Genomic DNA, 18,792 nt, shown 5'->3' with positions numbered 1-18,792 from the left:
GATGATTTTATGGAAAGAATTCTCAGAATAGTTCTTGATTCTATTATAGAGGGAATAATAATAGTTGACAAAGAAGCTCGTGTTGTATACGTCAACAAAAACGCACAGCGACTTCTCGGATTGCCTTCTGACATTGTTGGGAAAAAGGTGGATGAAGTAGTTAAAAACACAAGACTGCACATCGTTGTGCGCACGGGACTTCCAGAAATCGACCAAGTCCAGCACACGGAAAACGCTGTTATCATAACATCTCGCATTCCCATAAGAGACGAAAACGGCAATATAATAGGCGCGGTTGCTGTTTTCAGAGATATAACAAGCCTCAGGAAGCTTGCGGAAGAAATTACGAACCTAAAAGAGATAGAAGCACAACTCAAGGCGATAATAGATTCCACTAACGATGCGATAAGCGTAGCTGACGAAAACGGTATTGTGAGATTGGTCAACAAAGCCTACACAAAGATAACAGGGTATTCGCCTGAGGAAGTAGTTGGGAAACCCGCAACCGTTGACATAGCTGAAGGCGAGAGTATCCACATGCTTATTGCTAAAATCAGACAGCCTATCTATAATGCAAGGCTTAAAGTTGGACCTGCGAAAAAAGATGTGATCGTAAATGCAACGCCCCTCTTTGTTAAAGGTGTTTTCAAAGGAAGTGTTGCAGTTGTCCACGATGTCTCAGAGATACTGAAATTAAACAACGAGCTTGAAGAAGTCAAAAGACTAATAAGGCACATGCGAGCTCAATACACATTTGATGATATCATAGGCGAAAGCAGGCTAATACAAATAGCAAAAGAGCAAGCAAAAAAAGTAGCTCAGACTCCAGCAACAGTTTTACTGAGAGGAGAGAGCGGAACAGGAAAAGAGCTCTTCGCACACGCTATTCACAATTCAAGCCCAAGGAAGAACAAACCATTTGTCAGCGTCAACTGTGCCGCGATTCCTGAAACGATTTTGGAAGCAGAATTATTTGGCTACGAGGGTGGCTCATTCACCGGTGCACTCCAAGAAGGTAAAAGAGGGCTTGTTGAAGAAGCGGACGGTGGAACCCTGTTCCTCGACGAGGTTGGCAAACTGCCGTTGTCATTACAACCGAAATTACTAAGATTTATCGAAAGCAAAGAATTCGTACCTGTTGGTGGCAGGAGCGTAAAGAAAGTCGATGTGAGAATCATAGCGGCGACGAATTTAGACCTTGAAAAGATGATGAGAAACGGTGACTTCCTACCGGATCTCTACTTCAGGCTGAACGTATTCCCGATATACCTTCCGTCGCTGAAAGACAGAAAAGAAGACATACCAAAGATAGCGATTCACATAGTTAAAAAACTCAACCAGCAATACGGACGGATGGTGGAGGGCATAAGCCCTGCGGTAATAAAATACATCGTTTCAAAGCATTGGAGCGGGAATGTGCGGGAACTTGAAAACTTCATCGGGCGAGTCATGATAAACATGGGACCTGAAGAAAGATACATCGAGCCCAAGCACATTCCTGAGTTTTCTACTGAAAAGCCTGAAATTGGAGAGCCAGAGAATAGACAAGACAAGATTGGACCTCTCAAGGACATGGTTGAAGAATACGAAAGGCAGATAATCATAAATGCCCTCAAACAATCCGGCGGAGACAAAATGAAAGCAGCAAAGATGTTGGATATAAGCGTGAGGACGCTTTATTATAAGATGGAAAGATATGGAATAGAAGAATAACAAAAGACGGAGGTGTGAAGAAATTGTCTTCTCTTCTTCCAATGATCATTATATTCTCATACTCGCTTGTTCTGAACTCCATGGCACCGCTCTTGTCATCTTTCCGCGAGCTGTTCCACATATCAGTTGAGCTTTCCTCTCTCTTGCCGTTCTTTTCACTTACGGGAACGGTGCTTTCAAACATCTTCGTAGGTATTTATTTAAACAGACTGGGATTAAAGAGAGCCCTTATGACTGGATACTTACTCACAATCTTAGGCTCTTTGATCATTGCCTTTTCAGGCAGGCTTTTCTTATCGCTTGTTGGACTTTTCTTTTTTGGTCTCTCAACTGGTTTTGGATTCACAGCGTCGACAACATTACTTGTGCAGAGCAAAAAACCTAAATTTGGACTCTTTCACGGAGCGTATGGACTGGGTGGCATAATCGCACCGCTCTTGATAAAAGTCGTGCAGGGAAAATGGCAAGACTTTAGGTTTGTGTACTTGATTTACAGTGCACTCTTCTTATCCCTTTTAACATACACACTGTTGAAGATAGAAGAGCTCTCAGCGGAAAAGAAAAGAGAAAGTTTCTCGCTGTCTGAAATTCGGCAAGCATTTAAGATTGACTCGTTTAGGATATTCTTGTTGTTGCTGATACTCTATTCCTCGGCTGAAATCGGCGTCATCACCTGGGCAGGAACGATATCGAATTCAAAAGTTATAAGCACATACACTGCGTACATGATATTCTGGGCGTTATTTACACTTAGCAGGTTCCCGGTAGAATACTTAGAAAAGACATTCAGATACCTTTTAAGAACGAACACATTGTTATTAATCGTATCAACAGTTCTTTTATTTACAACAAAAAATCCCATTTACTTCATTATTTCGGGTTTCCTATTTGGTCCGCTCTTTCCTTACATACAAAAACATGCACTGAGAAACATTCATAATAACATAATCCCGCTCTTCAACGGTGCTACGTACGCGTTCACATCGCTTGGGGGAAACATCGCAAGTACGCTGATAGGTGTGCTGATTGGAAAGAGTTTTGTATTAGCACTTCTTGTGCCTGTTATAATAATAGGTCTAATTACAACTCTAAGTCTTAAAACCAAAGCAGTGAAATAAGAGTCCTAAAATTCGAAAATATTAAGGGGCAGGTTATTAAACCTGCCCCTTTGTTTTATATGGATAGTGTTACTATTTAACCTCTTCGAATTTTATAATCTGTGGAACTTTTGTAGCTGGGATATTTAGTTTAACAACGATTTCATTTGGTGAAATACCGAGCCCGGGTTTTCCAAGACCTTTACCAACTCCGACGAGATAATTTCCGGCGATTAATACTTGGTTCGGATTGAGCTCAGTAAAGAACGAACCGGCCAAAGGTTCCTTGAGCCATACTTGGAAACTTGGAGTATCTCCGTAGCCGACGGCATAGAAAACAACTTTACCATCTGCTGTTCTGTAAAGCCTTATGAACTTATCAGCTTTCTTCTCAAGGAAAATTGTGATGACATCTTTATCCAATTCTGGCGGTTCCATTGAGAAGACATCTCTTATTCCCTCGCCGAGTTTGACTTCTCTGATTGCTTCAATCTTTCCTTCCACATGAACACCGTTCTTATCAGCTTTCAACGGTAACCCATTTATCGTACCATCAACGAATAATTTATTTCCGTACGGATCGATGATGTTTACATTAGTACGGACCTTAGGACCATTAGCTCCTGGGTTGAATATTCCGCAACTTGAAACTATAAGAACAATAACTAATATAAAGGAAAGAAGGTAGAATTTTCTCATATCAATCACCTCCATTACTGGATCCTATCGGATTCTGGAACAACTGTGCCGAACATACTAACAAAGTACCACAAGTCATCGGTATCTACAAGGTTTGTTTCATCTGTAAGGTATCCAGCTGAGTAGCTTGTAAGTGGATATGGCGAATTGAAACCTTCGCGTGGCCCAATATTGTACTTAATATTCTCACCGCTTACTTCCGATCCTAAGACAGTTGCAAACATGTCCCAGTCATTAATATCAACAGCATAATTATTATCGAAATCACCCACCAAATACAGATACTTATTTGCACTGTAAACGATCTTAGCTCTCAAATACTGAGGATCGACTTGTTGACCAGAAACTTGCGCATAACCATACAGGTCAAAATACTCTTCATACTGTTCAGGATCAGTTCCCTGGAACATTGCTTGTTCTGGGAACATTAAATACAAAGCAATGGTTGCAACTCTTGTCACAACAGCTGGAGGATTTTCAAAGCTCCTCATGGCGATTTTCACTTCCGTAGACGAAGTTTTGGACAAGTTAGCAATTTTCAACACAGAATCGTCATACTCTTCAGAAACAACTCTGTCGATTGTTACACCATTCTTTGTCTTAATATTCATTAATTGAGCGAGCGAATTTGGTGCAACATCTAAGAACATATAAGCCATTGTCTTTCCGTATGCAAATTCTGGGACGACCAAAGTTAAAGTAGCGTTAAGTTGAGCGTAGTAAATCTCGATGTATGCAGGCCCACTCCTATATAGCGTTACACTATCTCTATCTTGATTAATTATTTCAGTGTAATTGTATTTACTACTTGCAGTTGGATTCCACTGATAAATCTTCCACTTGTATGCGAACCACGTTTCTCCACCTTGATTTGGCGAAGCATTAATCGTTGTTTGAGCCGAAGAAGGATTGTTTATGTATTGTTCATAGTCAAAGAACACGTCATTTTCTTCTGTGGCTTCGTCAGTTGCGTACTTATGATATATGTAGAAAGTATATGTGGCATTTGTGTATAACTTCACAGTTCTATTGCTGAATTTGAATGTCAACGTAGCTGGATTATCATCATCAGCACCTTCATAATTATCCGGTGGCATGACTTTCCAATACTTGAACGTGAATGTGGCATCCCTTGTTGGATAGCTGCCGCCTTTTGGAGTTACGTACCTTCCAAGAAGCAACTGAGCTTCTGTCGGTGTTGCAAACGTAACCCTGGCTTGTGATGTTGGTGTTGCTTCTAAGACGATACCTGAATTTGTAGAATTCGTTCGTAAGTTGACGTAAGTCGCGTCTTCTGTTCCATCGTTAAGCAATATCGTTGCATCATAAAGGATACCATAATTTGTAGTGCTCCCCAATAAAGTTTTACTAAGCTCTTGACCGTAATAACCATCAAGTGCAACAAGATAGATCTTTGTTTTGAAGAGCATTGCACTTTGATCAACGAATCCTGTGTGGTAAGGGTTCTGCCCATACACTGGCCAAGAACCATAAGGTCCTGAGCCGTTGAATTTCCAAGCGTAGACTGCTCCATCGTTTGCAGGAACTGCAAAATAATAGTCATTCGTCAATGCACCGGTAGGTGCGACGTTTACCGCTCCACTTATAGGAATTGAAGCATTTGTAGTGTAATCCCAAACTTTTTCAAAATTTCCCGTTGTTGAATTGTACGATAGTATTGTAATTTTACCAGCGTTTAGGCTTTGGTGAGAAGATGGAACTATAAGATAAGTCACACCATCGTTCCCTCTTATAATAGCCGGGGTAGATGTTATTCTTTGTCCAACAGTATACTCTCCCATTTTAGCCAGCGAAGAATTCAAGGCAACAACCTTCCCGTCATCTCCAAAAATGAATATGTTTCCTTCACCATCGATAAGTGGACCTGATGAGTTCGAGTAGGAGAGGAACCCACTTGCATGTTCCTCTTCACCAGTCGAAGGATCTATCTTGAATAAAGTACCGTCTGACCTCAGTGCATACAAGTAACCGCTTTCATCCATAGCCATCGGAACTGTGAATTCTTTACCTGATCCTCCATAATTTTCAAGTGGTGCGGATGACAAAGTAAAACTACCATCGACGATGTTCTGTGCTTCATATAGTTTTCCGCTCTGGGTCATTATATAGAAGTAGCTTTTATCAAAATTCAAAATTGGAGGTGCCTTAATTGGTAAAGCGATGTAAGCACTATTAACTAATGAAATGCTAGACCCATCAAAGACAAATTTATAAATCTTTCCAGTCATATCTGCAGTTATAATTTCGATTTCGCCAGAGCTGTTTACGTAAGCCACGACTCCATACGCGGCCCCGTCTAAATCTTCTTCTTCTATATTACCACCGGTTGCCAATTCATGAACTATTATCTTGTTATTCGCGGCTTGAGCAGAGACGTAAACCAAATATTTGTCAGAGCCAAGTTCAATGTACGTCGGTGGTGCAACAACATTGAATGCTCCGCTAACTTGGCCGTAGTTTATTAATCCTCCCTGAATTGTTAGTTCATACGCAGCTCCATCTTTTGAGAGGAATATTATGTTCCCTTGAGACTTTGTGATTACTGCGGGTCCAAATTTGTTAGGTACTTGTCGGCTGTAAGTTCCACCATTCCACAGGCCCTGCAGTGTTAAACCAGCAAATGCTGAGGATGCGATTAAAAGCAAGACAAAAAAGCTTAAAATTATATGGCTTGATTTCCTTGAATAATATGTTTTCATACTCTCCCCTCCTTAACTATCCGTTTTAGCCAGTCATAAGACTATACAGGTCAATTTTTCAAAACACCGCACTGCCGCAAATTCATGTCATGACCTCAACCTCAAAGGAAAATACACTTTCTGGAATTCAACGATACTTTTTATCCCTCCTTTCGGTCTTTTTTCTCTTTTAAAAAGCTTATTGAGATTTCACTCCTGGGACAAACACTGAAAGAATCCTTTTGAAAAATTGGAATTAGTCAATATTTATACATATCTATATTTAGACATTCGGTAAAATGTTTTCGTTCATTATCACCTTTTCACACCAACAAGTTAGATACAGTTCTAATTCAGTTCTACAAGTATGGTGTTGTCCTTATATCCTTACAAGAAGTTTATCTATCTTTTTCATATATTTTTATCGGAAGAAATTGCACATCCTTTAGCTGAATCTTATTGCACATAAAGCAGGAATTGTCCAATATCTCTCATCAAGTTACCGCTCAAGTCCTGAACGTTTATAACCGTGACGTAATAATAACCAAGAGACATAAACGTAGAAACTGAGAACGTTACAGTCTTACCATCAGAGGAAATATCCTCTGGCTCCATCTGAAGGTCACGATAAAAACCTGAGAATTCGTTTTCTTTTATAAGTAGCCTTGGAAGAACTGTGGTACTCACACCTCCAGGGTCATACACTTTTATTTTGAAGTTCACAAGCCCGGGGAATATGTAATTAGAACCAGTCCTTTTCAACTCGATATCATTTGCAAATAGTCCTATAAATTTCGGACCATTCCTATCTGGCACACTCACAACCGTCTCTGCAATTCCAGCCCTTCTATCAGCAGATTCTGCATATACAGTTATCGTGTGAGGTCCCTCCTCGACGTCCCACAGTGCGTATGTTATAGCTGGTGAACCTTCGGTTCCAGAGTTTGTTCTTATCGCCTTACCATCCACAAAGAAGACTACCTTTGTGTAAGTCACATTCTTTTCTTGAGGCACCATGGCTATAACCGCTGTGCTACCTGCGGTCGGGTTTGCAGGACTGATTTCAACTTCAAAGCTCAGCGCAGCTGAACCTACCAAAATCGTCTTTGCAAAGTGCGCCATATTTCCCTCTTTGTCGTACGCAACGATATTTAGCGTGTGTGTTCCGAGCTCTCTCTTACCGATAAGTACTGCTTTCTCAAATGTCTTCCCGTTTATGCTTTCGTCGATAATTTTCTGTCCGTCGAACTCCACGGTATACCTTGATAGTTCTTCGTTATCAAACAGCTTTACTGTGAAAGATATATCGCCATTCTCTGGGTAAAATGTTTTTGTATAAACGTTTATCGTTGGAGCTGCTCTGTCTATCTGCCTTACGTTGAACACAAGCTTTGTCGCATCTTCTGAATCGTACGCTCTTGATTTGACGAACAGTTCGACATCTCCAGAAGCATTCAGCTGTGGTAATCGCATGTAAACGTATCCCGGTTTCGAGGTTGTAGTGTAACTCAGCCAAGTTGATGACGGTGTCTTTCCCGACAGAGAGAGGTCAACAACAGGGTTTTCACTTTTCAGTTTTAACTGCAGTAATACCTCATCTCCCACGTACGGTTTTTCAGGGATCATCTTGATATCTTCAATATATGGCGGTATCACGTCAAAGACGGTTATTGTGCCTTCCTTTGTATACCATTTCCCTTCTGTTAGTGAGTATCCCGATACCGTTACCTTGTAAAATCCACCTTTTTCCGGTTTCCATGTATCCACATATGGATATTTTGTCAGAACCTTTACCTTTTCGAATGATTCATTTTTAATCCTTATCCGTATGTTTGAAAGCCCGGGTTCAAGCGGGTCAACACGGATTCCGATGTCTTGATTTACTTTTGAAACATTCGGATATGAGACCACGAACTTGTCAGTATCCGTGCTTGTAGTTGTTGAACATGAAGTAAAGAAGAAAATGGTCAATATAACAAGCAAAAAACTAACAAGTCTTGTTATCCTTGCTTTCCTACGGAACTTATACATAACAAAGCACCTCCTAAGTGCAATTTTGATTTTAGAAAGCCACCAATGAATAATTCTACAGCCTGCTTCGATTTTCCTTATTTTAAGAGCATTCAGTATTACTCTTCACTGCTCTTTGATTTCTTGGGCAAGTTTTTTCTAACGACATTTAGTATTATCGACTTATGACCAACATAGTTAACTATCTTGATTTTTCTATAGGTTATGGTATAATCTCATTGCAGTTTGGTCTGTTGTGTTCTTTTGTGGGGCCGTAGCTCAGGTGGGAGAGCGCTACCATGGCACGGTAGAGGTCGTGGGTTCAAATCCCATCGGCTCCACCAAATTTCAATAGATCGTGAAAAAGCCCTGAATTCTTCTCAGGGCTTTTTGTTTATTAATTTGTCGATTAGAAGCAAGATTAAATGTGACCTCTTAGATTTGTGATATAATAAAGCGAAGAAATTTACAGGTACTGCTTAAGACAGTTGAACACTTTCATTTGAGCCTATATTTAACAGCTACAAGGGGGGACGTATATGGATTTTGAAGCTATTAATGAGCGTATTTCAGAAATTATTAACAAACATACCGAGCTTGAGAAAAAGCTCTTCGTTGTTAATCAAAAAAACAACTATCTCTCTTCTTTGAATGAGGTCTTAGACGAACTTTCAGATATGGTTTCAGAAGTTTCTGAGAAGGTAGAAGACTGGCTTGATTACGTATCTGATTTAGCCGACAACATGGACGACTGGCTCGAGGAGTTCTACGACATGGTTGATCAATTTATAGATATGGCACAGAATTCAATAGACCAAATCGGTGAGTACGATGAAGATGATAATGAAGAGTACGATTTTGAAGAAACAGCTGAAAAAGTTGTAAGTGTATTTGAAACCTGGGAGAAACAGTTTTCTCAGTTGATGGAACTTGTAAAAACTGGAAACAATAAAGTTGTAGAGATGTTTTTGACCGTCAGTAAACTTCAAAATGAGGTTGATGTCCAATCGTTATCGAACATGAAACAGCTTGTTAGTCACTTAGTTGATTGGAAAAAACGTATAGAGTTGGCTGTAAGCGATTTTGAAAGGTGGAAGGACTTTGTTGAGAAGCAAGTTGAAGATTTTGAGGAGTTTCATGAAAATATCAAAGACGTATTTGAATGATGATGTGACTCATATATCGAGTATTAAGAAACTAAGGTACAAATATGTTGTTGAGTTTCTCAAAATGTCATGAATTTATCTGCACGATGAACATCTGAAAATTTTATCCAAAGAAAGAATAAGAAAAAAGAAGAAATGTGCAAATATTTCTGTTTAGATTTTAACATTAAGCTATATTCAGTCAAAACGGCAATTCACAAACTGCCCTTTTTTGTTATACTAAAATTAGCAAACGGAATATTAGAGTGATAATCAAACCAAATCTTAGACAGGAGGGGGTAAGAGTATGAAAGTGAAACCACTCGGTGAAAGGTTACTTATTAAGCCCATCATTGAAGAAAAAAAGACAGCAGGTGGAATTGTCCTTCCAGATGCTGCAAAAGAAAAACCCATGAAGGCTGAGATAGTTGAAGTTGGTAAGCTTCCAGAAGATTGCACACTGAAAGTTGGAGACAAGGTTATCTACAACAAGTACTCGGGAACAGAATTGAAGATAGACGATGAAGATTACATCATCATTGATGTAAACGATATTCTCGCAAAAATCGAAGAGTAAAGTAGAGAAATCAAGGAGGTGTGAGATATGGCAAAGTTGTTGAGATACAGTGAAGAAGCAAGAAGGTCGCTCGAAGCAGGTGTTGACGCAGTTGCAAACGCGGTGAAGATTACTCTTGGTCCAAAAGGTAGAAATGTTGTTATCGAAAAATCATGGGGAAGCCCAACGATTACGAATGACGGTGTGTCAATCGCAAAAGAAATCGAACTTGAAGACAAATTCGCAAACCTTGGTGCACAGCTTGTTAAAGAAGTTGCCAGCAAGACAAATGACGTAGCCGGTGACGGTACGACAACAGCAACAGTTCTTGCTCAAGCAATGATCAAAGAAGGACTCAAAATGGTCGCAGCAGGAGCAAACCCAATCCTTGTTAAGAGAGGAATCGATAAGGCTGTTGTAAAAGTTGTTGAAGAGATAAAGAAGATTTCCAAGAAACTTTCAAGCACAGATGATATCGCACATGTTGCATCCATCAGTGCAAACAGTGAAGAAATCGGTAAACTCATCGCTGAGGCAATGGAAAAAGTCGGTGAGGATGGAGTTATCACAGTCGAAGACAGCAAAACAATCGATACATACGTTGAGTTCACAGAAGGTATGCAATTCGACAGAGGTTACATTTCTCCATATTTCGTAACAGACCCAGAAAAGATGGAAGTTGTTTACAATGAGCCATTCATACTCATCACAGACAGGAAGCTTTCAAACGTCAAACCACTCATTCCAATCCTTGAAAAAGTTGCACAAACAGGCAGACCACTCGTAATCATCGCAGAAGATGTCGAAGGTGAAGTTCTTACAACACTCGTTCTTAACAAACTCAAAGGAACACTCAACACGGTTGCAGTCAAAGCTCCTGGATTCGGTGACAGAAGGAAAGCTATGCTCCAAGATATCGCAATCCTCACAGGTGGTATTGTTGCAAGCGAAGAAGTTGGAATCAACCTCGAAGACCTCACACTCCAGGATCTTGGAAGAGCAGACGTTGTGAGAGTTAAGAAAGACGAAACGATAATCGTCGGCGGTAAGGGTAAACCAGAAGAAATTAAAAAGAGAATAGCCCAGATTAAAGCTCAAATAGAACAGACAACAAGTGAATACGAAAAAGAAACATTGCAAGAAAGAATGGCGAAACTCGCAGGTGGAGTTGCAGTCATCAAAGTCGGTGCTGCAACAGAAACAGAACTCAAAGAAAAGAAACACAGAATCGAAGACGCACTCAGCGCAACGAGGGCAGCTGTTGAAGAAGGTATCGTTCCTGGCGGTGGAATCACGCTCTTGAGAGCAAGAAAAGTTGTTGAACCACTCTTGAAAGAACTCTCAGACGATGAAAAGCTCGGTGCACAGATAGTTTACAACGCACTCGAAGCACCAATCAGACAAATAGCTCTCAACGCAGGTTACGATGGTGCAATAATCATTCACAACGTGATGAGCAAGGATGAAGTAGCATATGGTTTCGATGCGCTCAAAGGTGAATACTGCAACATGTACGAACGTGGTATAATCGACCCAGCAAAAGTTACAAGAAGCGCACTCCAGAACGCTGCATCGATTGCAGGTATGCTCCTCACAACAGAAGTTCTCGTAGTTGAAAAACCAGAAGAAAAGAAGCCAGCAGCACCTGAAATGCCTGAATATTAATAAATGGAAAAACAATACAAAGGCGGTATCTTTTTAAAAGATACCGCCTTTTTTATATTGTGTGCTATAATAACTCTTGTCACGTTCTCCAACTTAGAAATATCTGGGCAGGTGTTCATGTTGCGCGTCAGACTCATAGCAGTTACCGACATACGGGGTATGATAGCGATAGATGAAAACGATAGAACGGAATGGGGAAGCCCTGAAGACAAAAAATTATTTAAAGAAATAACTACCTCTTCTGGCGTCGTAATAATGGGGCGAAGAACATTTGAAACCATCGGCAAAAAACTTCCTGGACGTCTGAATGTGGTGCTAAGTAGAGCTGGACAGTTTAAAAATGAAAAGCCGGATATCGTACTTTCAGGAGAACCAAGAGAGATTTTGAAAAGTCTTAAAGAAAGAGGATATCAAGACGTATGTGTTATAGGAGGTCAAGAAATTTTCACTCAATTTATCAACGCTGAAGTCGTCACTGATGTGTATATAACTATAGAACCGATTATCCTTCCAAGTGGTATTAATATATTCGACAAAATAGAGCGCATTTACAGTTTAAAGCTTGAAAAAGTTCAACTATTAAATGATATTGGTAGTATTCATATACATTATAAGATAAAGTGATTTGGAAGCGGAATATCAGGTTTGAAAAAATGAAATGTTCTGGTAAAATATACATCAGTGTGATTTTCTAATAGATTTGGAGGTGGGGAAATGGTTGCGAAGGACAAACGCACAGTAGCGTTGGTAGGTCATAACGGTTCCGGTAAGTCTATGTTAATGGTTGCTGCTTTAAACCTTGGTGGCATGGGTGTAACGAAAAAGGAAGTAGATTTCGACCCAATCGAAGCGCAGCGTGGTGCAAGTATAAACTCACATGTTGGTACGTTTAAATACGAAGGAAAACAGATTACGTTCATAGACACGCCTGGTTTCAGCGACTTTATCGGCGAAGTTATCAGTGCGATTTTTGTTTCAGAGAACGTTCTCAGTGTAGTTAACGCAACAGCCGGTGTTGAGATCCAAACGGAAAGGACATGGGCTCTTGCTACTCAGATGGAAAGACCGATAATGGTCTTTGTAAACCAGATGGACAAAGAAAGGGCAAGTTTTGAAAATTCAATTGCATCGTTAAAGGAAAGATTTGAAGCTAAGATAGTACCGATAGTATATCCTATTGGTCAAGAAGCAAGTTTCAAAGGTGTTGTCGATTTGATCTCTGGTAAAGCATACGTTTATGAAGGCGGAAAGGCAAAAGAAACAGACATACCAGCAGAAGTGAAAGACAAGGTTGAAGAGATAAAGATGTCAATCATGGAAGACATCGTTTCTCTTGACGATGCCTTGATGGAAAAATACTTTGCAGAAGAACCAATAACACCAGAGGAACTCTGGGTAGCACTCAGGAAAGGATTCGTCGAAAGACAGATAGTGCCTGTCCTTGCTGGCTCAGCTGAAAAGAACATTGGCGTCGATGTTCTCTTGAAAGTTATAAACAACATCGGTGCATCGCCACTGGAAGGTAAACCGTACAAGTCAACTCTTGAAAGTGGAGATGAAGTTGAGGTCATTCCATCAGAAACGGATCCATTCGTCGGATACACTTTCAAAGCAGTTGTTGATCCATTTGTTGGAAAACTGAGCTACATAAAGGTCATCTCTGGTAATCTCAAACCTGGAGACGCTTTCAACAACACATCACGCGGAACACAGGAAAAAGCAGGTCACCTCTACTTTGCAAAAGGTAAGGATACGTACGAAGTTGAAGAAGTATCCTGCGGTGACATCGTCGTTCTTCCAAAACTAAAAGAAAGTGCTGTAAAAGACACCGTAACGCACAAAGATAGAAAACTTACAATAATCTCGCCAGAATATCCGGAACCAATGATTTCAAAGAGCGTCAACCCGAAATCGAAATCAGATATTGACAAGATAAGCAACGGTCTCAGCAGACTTGCAGACTCAGACCCAACGTTCGGATGGGAATTCGATCCTGAGACATCCGAGACGGTTATCTCCGGTATAGGTGGAATGCACCTTGATGTCATGGTTGAAAGACTCAAGAACATATTTGGCGTTGACGTCGAAGTAGGTAAGCCAAAGATTGCTTACAGAGAAACGGTAATGTCAAAGGCAGTTTCTGAACACAAACACAAGAAACAAAGCGGTGGACACGGACAATATGGTCACGTTAAAATTGAAATAGAACCAGCTCAAAGAGGTACAGGGTTTGAATTTGTCGACAAGATAGTCGGTGGAGTTATCCCGAGGAACTTCATTCCGTCTGTTGAAAAAGGTATAAGGGAAGCAATGAAGAAAGGTGTTCTCGCAGCGTATCCTGTTGTTGATGTCAGAGTCACGCTCTTTGATGGTTCATACCACGAAGTTGACTCTTCCGATATTTCATTCCAAATCGCTGCAATTCAAGCATTTAAGAAAGGTATGCAACAGGCAAAACCGGTGCTCCTTGAACCAGTGATGTACGTTGAAGTATTCACACCAGACGAAAACGCAGGTGACGTAATGGGAGATATAAGTTCAAGAAGAGGTAGACCGATGGGTATGGAACCAGCCGGTAAAGGCATAACAGTTGTCAAGGCTGAAGTGCCACTCGCTGAAATGCTCGATTTCCAAGGCAGACTCTCATCTATCACAAGCGGTAGAGGCTACTTCACGATGAGATTTGAAAAGTACGATGTAGTTCCACCAAACATCCAAGAAAAGATAATTGCAGAGCGCAAGAAGTACCTCGAAGAACAAGCGGAAGAATAATAACCAAACAGCAATACAACGAGATAAGTCGGAGGGCAAAACCTCCGACTTTTTCTTTTTATGTAGGAATATTAAACACATTTGGAGAATACTTAAAATGGAGGTGGACCGATGAAAACAAGAAAAATAAAGTTTATAGCGATTGGAATTCTAATTGCGCTATCTGTTTTGGCATTGTTATTCTTGTACGGATACTCCAACTTCCTGACAAAACAAATCTATGGAGAAAAAGCTTCTCCATTTCAAGCGTGGCGTAATTACATGAGTTTGCTGTTTTCTAAGGTTCCTTTCGTGAAGAATTTTGTGCAATACGAACCGATAGAAGTGTTGACTGCGAGAGAGTACTTCGAAAAGAATTACCAAGCGTATTCGCAAGCACTTGAAGAAAAAATAAAAGAGCTTGAAACAAAAGAACAAGAGCTAAATAAGAAAGAAGAAGAAACGAAAAAGCTCTTTGAGGCTCTCAAATCTATTGAAGAAAGTTGGAAGGAACAGAGACTGAAAGAGGAGATGACAAAAGTTGCCGATACAACCTCACTAAAACGCTTAAACGATATAGTGGAAACTTTCCTAAATTCAGATGCCGTGCAGCTGCGCAGGTTAATGAACGCGGAAAACATGTCGATTGAAACACTGGCGCTGGTTTTTTCTAAATTACCGGCCGACACAAGAGCAGAGATGATTCAAGAACTCACCGCCGTGAATCCGCAGAAAGCAGCACAGGTGATTGAAAAAATAGGTGGAGTCGACCAGATTGTAAGCGATATAGAGATGAAGATTCAAGAGCTGGAATCGAAAATTTCAGAACTTGTAAACTTTGAAGCACAGCTGATAGATGTCAGCGGTTTCAACAAAGGGCTTGTCATGTATTTGAGCGAACTGAGCTACGATGAGATCTGGAATGTGATAAGCAAAGTTAGTTCAAAGCCACAATTGGTTTTGTACATACTATCAAAGGTAGATGCTCAAACAAGAGTAAGACTTCTAAAAGATATTAAGGATAAAGACGAAAAACTATTTATAGAAGTCTTGAACCTGGGGGTGAAGTTTTGATTGACCTCATAAATTTAACGAAGATTTTGGGAAGTTCAGAGAAAGTACAAAGCGTAATTGGAGAAATTAATAAAGGGCTCCAAAATGGAGAGCCCTTTGAAGTCGTTTTGCAACGCGTTACTAATGAGCTAATAAACAACCTGACACAAGATAGTAGTTCTGAAAGCGCAAATCTTAAAATTGAACAAAATATTAAACCTGATAATGCAAAAGTTGTTCAGCCCGGTAAAGTGTTAGATAGAACTCAAAATTCAAAAGAAATGAATGTTGATAGCCCAAATATATCAGAATTAGAAACGGACAAATCAACAGATCAAACCAATGTATTAACTTCAAAGAGTGAAAAGTCGAATTTGGTTAGAGAGATGTTACTGGCACCTCTAAGAGACAAGAGAATAAGTGATGCAGATAATAAAGGTGAGCCAGAAAAACAAATAATTGAACTTAAAAAACTACAAGCAGGTGATTCTGAAAACTCTTCAGATTCATTGGAAGCTCAAAAGATGAATGATAATACAGGCTCTCTCAATAATTCTGAAATCGTTGACAAAGATTTATCTAACACTGAGGAACTAAAATCCAAGTTGAAAGAATTCCTGACTGAAAAGTTCAAAGAAACTCTGCACGAGGAACAAACAATTACCGTTGCCAACGCACAGACTAAGAGTGTTACAGACGTCCCCACTATCCAGCAGGGGACTAAACGCTCCACGCAAAGCGAGAATATAAACGAATCGGAGGAACTCTTGTCCGGTACCCCTCAAAAAAATATTATCAGTAATGTCGAAAAAACTGCAAAAAATGTAGCGGAAAATCTTGAACCGACCATTGAGAGCGAGCTCAAGAAAACTATAACTGATAATTCAAAAGCTAATCTTCAAAACAAGGTAGTGAATACTTCGGTTGAACAGAGGACAAATAATACTTCAATGACTTCCCCAGCAAAAGAAGATGTCAAAGAAACAATAACCTCTAAAACTGTCATTTCACAAGATACAGATCAGAACAGGAGTAAATTAGTCGATAATAGCATTTCTGCTACCGGGAAGATTACACAGAACGAGCCGAAGAACGAATCTAAAGTAGAGCGCGGTTTTGTTGGGAATAATGATAAGACAAATGGAGAGGTTCAAAAAGGCACAGAAAAAAATGCGAGCGATTTGGCATCAAGTAGGTTGTCTAAAAACGTTGGTCAAGACAATTCTCTGAGCGGTGTTCAGTACGCGCACACGTCTCCGATAAGTAGTCAAACTAATCAAAATGGAAAGAATAACGGTGTAAGTAACGTTCACAATTATGGCAATGGTGAAACTAACATTCCGGATAGAGATCAAAAGATTTTCGAAACCAATTCCAGGTTAGAGGTTCATAGGAACAGTGGTGCACTAACTGTTGGGAACCCAGTACTAACGCAGATCGAAGAAATCACTACAAACTTGCAATTTGCTGAAGATGTTACTCTACTATTCAGCTCGAGTCATTTAAAAACACACGATGGAACGCAAAAAATAAGCGTGCAAGACGAGAAATCCATTAAGTCAATGATTAAATCGAACAATAAAGCCTTTGGTGAAACTGAAACTATCTCGTATTCTCCTTTAATGAGTCCTGAAATTGGAAACTTGGCGAAAGCAATTTCCACTAAGCTTATGGAATTCCAAAAGGAAGATAAGAAAGGAACGGATCACAGCATCATAAGTCAGCCCAATAATCAGAAATCGATAATTTTGTCGGCATTATCAATAAATCCGAAAAGTTCACAAGCGGATAGTGTTGGTTTTCCACTACTAAGTAGTGAAAAAACTGGATCAGTTGGAAATGAGGCTGAAGTAAATACCGTAGTTGCATTGGTAAATGGTGAACTCATCGTTAAAAAGAACTTGCCAAAAGATGTAGATTCACCCGTTCAAAAAAGCACAACAAAAGACGACACGAACACTGATGTGAAAAAACTGTCCGAAGTTGTAGCCACAATCACACTTATGAAAAGAAACGAATCGGACAAAGCAGTTGGTGACTCCACAGTTAGAGAACTGAGGGGCTCGAATATTGAAAACCAAGGAAATTTACAGAATTCAAATAACGAAAATATTACTGGAAAAAATGATAGTATCACAATTAGGAATAATATGCAGGAACCATCGAAAAATAAAATAGAGATAAAATCCTTCGAAGTTGAATACAAACTTAAAGAAGAGGAAAGACAGAGCAGGAATATTGAAAAGCCGAACGTTTCGAACAAATTTGTTGAACGACTTGCTGAGCTGACGTACAAGAATGGAGAAACGAGAATAGAGCAGACGTACCAAAGTACAAACAGATTCGAACTTGCAGAGCGCTTGCAGAATGCTCAGAACCTTGAAGAGATATACCAAAGGATAAGAGAATTCGGTTTGTCCACAAGATTAGAAGAGAACGTACGTATGAAACTGCATCCGGAGCATCTTGGAAACTTGGACGTTGAACTAAAAAAAGAAGGAAGGATTTTAAGCATAGTCTTTGTGGCTGAAAATGAAAAGAGTAAGGAGCTGCTTGAAAAGAACGCGAGCTATTTGAGAGACAGGCTTACATCGCTCGATTTCGAAGTGAGAAATGTTGAAATCAAGATGAAAGAAGAAGACAACAATTACGAGCAGGGAAGGTATCAGAGGAACCAGGGTGAAGATCAAAATAATCAAGAGGAAAATAGAAGGAAAAGTTACAAACAAGAGGTGAGTGCAGATGATGATGAACGTGAACGCAACGTCTAACCTCTTTTCAAGCGTGACTGAGCGCACGACGAAAAAGGACTTAGACAAAGAGGCATTCTTGAGGTTGTTGACAACTCAACTCAAAAATCAGGACCCACTCGAGCCAATGAAAGATAGGGACTTTATAGCTCAGATGTCCCAGCTCTCGTCGCTTGAACAGATAATGAACATGAGCAAATCCGTTCAAACGTTCGTAGACACAGCAGCGCAACTTTACAGAACGCAAGCAGTCTCCATGATTGGAAAGACTGCCGTTGTAAAGACGAACACGATAATGGTATCAAACGGCGTTCCTGAAACCAAAACGTTTACTTTGAACGAACCAGCGAACATCGTTGTGAGGATATACACCCAGGACGGGAAGCTCGTTAAAGAACAAAAACTAGGTAACGTAGAAGCAGGTATGCAACTTCTTGCTTGGGATGGAAAAGACGAGACAGGTGTCAAGGTAAAAGACGGAAAATACGTATTCAAAATCCTTAAATCAACTGGCAATGGGGATTTCGAAGAAATCCCGAGCGTTGAGAGCGGTGTTGTTTCAGGTGTGCAGTTTGACGGGAGCAACATCAATGTTGTCGTGAACAGCAAGATCTACGATATATCAGAAATATCAGAAATCTATGCTTAGGGGTG

At 40.1% G+C, this 18,792-nt stretch carries 13 protein-coding genes and 1 tRNA gene; 11 read left to right on the top strand and 3 right to left on the bottom strand.

Going from position 1 to position 18,792, the window contains the following annotated elements; genetic code table 11:
- The first annotated feature begins 9 nt into the window (after positions 1–9).
- A complete protein-coding gene (locus BUA11_RS01050) occupies positions 10–1,713 on the top strand; it encodes a sigma-54 interaction domain-containing protein (RefSeq protein ID WP_072757405.1) in 1,704 nt (567 codons plus the stop codon).
- A 14-nt stretch (positions 1,714–1,727) separates the two neighbouring features.
- The gene (locus BUA11_RS01045; RefSeq protein WP_245789417.1) at positions 1,728–2,831 is read left to right on the top strand and encodes an MFS transporter; all 1,104 of its coding nucleotides are present in this window, start codon (positions 1,728–1,730) and stop codon (positions 2,829–2,831) included.
- Positions 2,832–2,903: 72 nt separating this feature from the next.
- Here BUA11_RS01045 and BUA11_RS01040 read toward each other — a convergent pair whose 3' ends face one another.
- The 3 genes from BUA11_RS01040 to BUA11_RS01030 all read right to left on the bottom strand — a co-directional run bounded on the left by BUA11_RS01040 (position 2,904) and on the right by BUA11_RS01030 (position 8,239).
- Positions 2,904–3,509 (bottom strand): hypothetical protein, encoded by a 606-nt coding sequence (locus tag BUA11_RS01040; RefSeq protein WP_072757401.1) that lies wholly within the window; start codon positions 3,507–3,509, stop codon positions 2,904–2,906.
- 14 nt (positions 3,510–3,523) lie between these two features.
- Positions 3,524–6,229: a PQQ-binding-like beta-propeller repeat protein gene (locus BUA11_RS01035; protein ID WP_072757400.1), complete on the bottom strand. Its 2,706-nt coding sequence runs from the start codon at positions 6,227–6,229 to the stop codon at positions 3,524–3,526.
- Positions 6,230–6,664: 435 nt separating this feature from the next.
- Positions 6,665–8,239, bottom strand: coding sequence for a hypothetical protein (locus BUA11_RS01030; RefSeq protein ID WP_072757398.1), 1,575 nt, complete (start codon positions 8,237–8,239; stop codon positions 6,665–6,667).
- A 247-nt stretch (positions 8,240–8,486) separates the two neighbouring features.
- Between BUA11_RS01030 and BUA11_RS01025 the strand changes: the two genes are divergently transcribed.
- The 9 genes from BUA11_RS01025 (at position 8,487) to BUA11_RS00985 (ending at position 18,787) form a co-directional block, all read left to right on the top strand.
- Positions 8,487–8,562: transfer RNA gene (locus BUA11_RS01025), tRNA-Ala, on the top strand.
- 195 nt (positions 8,563–8,757) lie between these two features.
- Entirely contained in the window at positions 8,758–9,384 is a 627-nt protein-coding gene (locus BUA11_RS01020; protein WP_011994693.1) for a hypothetical protein, read from the top strand.
- A 286-nt stretch (positions 9,385–9,670) separates the two neighbouring features.
- Positions 9,671–9,940: a co-chaperone GroES gene (gene groES, locus BUA11_RS01015; RefSeq protein ID WP_072757386.1), complete on the top strand. Its 270-nt coding sequence runs from the start codon at positions 9,671–9,673 to the stop codon at positions 9,938–9,940.
- Positions 9,941–9,967: 27 nt separating this feature from the next.
- Complete coding sequence (groL, locus tag BUA11_RS01010; protein ID WP_072757384.1) at positions 9,968–11,584, top strand: chaperonin GroEL; 1,617 nt, start codon at positions 9,968–9,970, stop codon at positions 11,582–11,584.
- 120 nt (positions 11,585–11,704) lie between these two features.
- Positions 11,705–12,208, top strand: a complete 504-nt coding sequence (locus tag BUA11_RS01005; RefSeq protein WP_072757382.1) for a dihydrofolate reductase family protein — start codon at positions 11,705–11,707, stop codon at positions 12,206–12,208.
- Positions 12,209–12,298: 90 nt separating this feature from the next.
- A complete protein-coding gene (fusA, locus tag BUA11_RS01000) occupies positions 12,299–14,356 on the top strand; it encodes an elongation factor G (protein ID WP_072757380.1) in 2,058 nt (685 codons plus the stop codon).
- Between the two features lie 111 nt (positions 14,357–14,467).
- On the top strand, positions 14,468–15,409 hold the full coding sequence (locus BUA11_RS00995) for a hypothetical protein (protein ID WP_072757379.1): 942 nt from the start codon (positions 14,468–14,470) through the stop codon (positions 15,407–15,409).
- A complete protein-coding gene (locus tag BUA11_RS00990) occupies positions 15,406–18,159 on the top strand; it encodes a flagellar hook-length control protein FliK (RefSeq protein ID WP_072757377.1) in 2,754 nt (917 codons plus the stop codon). The genes BUA11_RS00995 and BUA11_RS00990 overlap by 4 nt, the downstream gene beginning before the upstream one ends.
- Positions 18,131–18,787, top strand: coding sequence for a flagellar hook assembly protein FlgD (locus BUA11_RS00985; RefSeq protein WP_084634286.1), 657 nt, complete (start codon positions 18,131–18,133; stop codon positions 18,785–18,787). Before BUA11_RS00990 ends, BUA11_RS00985 begins: the two co-directional genes overlap by 29 nt.
- The last annotated feature ends 5 nt before the right edge of the window (positions 18,788–18,792 follow it).

Origin of the sequence: Fervidobacterium gondwanense DSM 13020 (assembly GCF_900143265.1) — a bacterium.
In the GTDB taxonomy this organism is placed as follows: domain Bacteria; phylum Thermotogota; class Thermotogae; order Thermotogales; family Fervidobacteriaceae; genus Fervidobacterium; species Fervidobacterium gondwanense.
Note: the sequence above shows the minus strand (reverse complement) of the source record. Positions and strands in the feature narration are given on the sequence as shown.

What these genes read in the sequence shown, in the direction of transcription:
- groL (WP_072757384.1), top strand. Translation starts at nt 9,968, where the DNA reads ATGGCAAAGTTGTTGAGATACAGTGAAGAAGCAAGAAGGTCGCTCGAA.
- BUA11_RS01020 (WP_011994693.1), top strand. Translation starts at nt 8,758, where the DNA reads ATGGATTTTGAAGCTATTAATGAGCGTATTTCAGAAATTATTAACAAA.
- BUA11_RS01035 (WP_072757400.1), bottom strand. Translation starts at nt 6,229, where the DNA reads ATGAAAACATATTATTCAAGGAAATCAAGCCATATAATTTTAAGCTTT.
- fusA (WP_072757380.1), top strand. Translation starts at nt 12,299, where the DNA reads ATGGTTGCGAAGGACAAACGCACAGTAGCGTTGGTAGGTCATAACGGT.
- groES (WP_072757386.1), top strand. Translation starts at nt 9,671, where the DNA reads ATGAAAGTGAAACCACTCGGTGAAAGGTTACTTATTAAGCCCATCATT.
- BUA11_RS00995 (WP_072757379.1), top strand. Translation starts at nt 14,468, where the DNA reads ATGAAAACAAGAAAAATAAAGTTTATAGCGATTGGAATTCTAATTGCG.
- BUA11_RS01040 (WP_072757401.1), bottom strand. Translation starts at nt 3,509, where the DNA reads ATGAGAAAATTCTACCTTCTTTCCTTTATATTAGTTATTGTTCTTATA.
- BUA11_RS01050 (WP_072757405.1), top strand. Translation starts at nt 10, where the DNA reads ATGGAAAGAATTCTCAGAATAGTTCTTGATTCTATTATAGAGGGAATA.
- BUA11_RS00985 (WP_084634286.1), top strand. Translation starts at nt 18,131, where the DNA reads ATGATGATGAACGTGAACGCAACGTCTAACCTCTTTTCAAGCGTGACT.
- BUA11_RS01030 (WP_072757398.1), bottom strand. Translation starts at nt 8,239, where the DNA reads ATGTATAAGTTCCGTAGGAAAGCAAGGATAACAAGACTTGTTAGTTTT.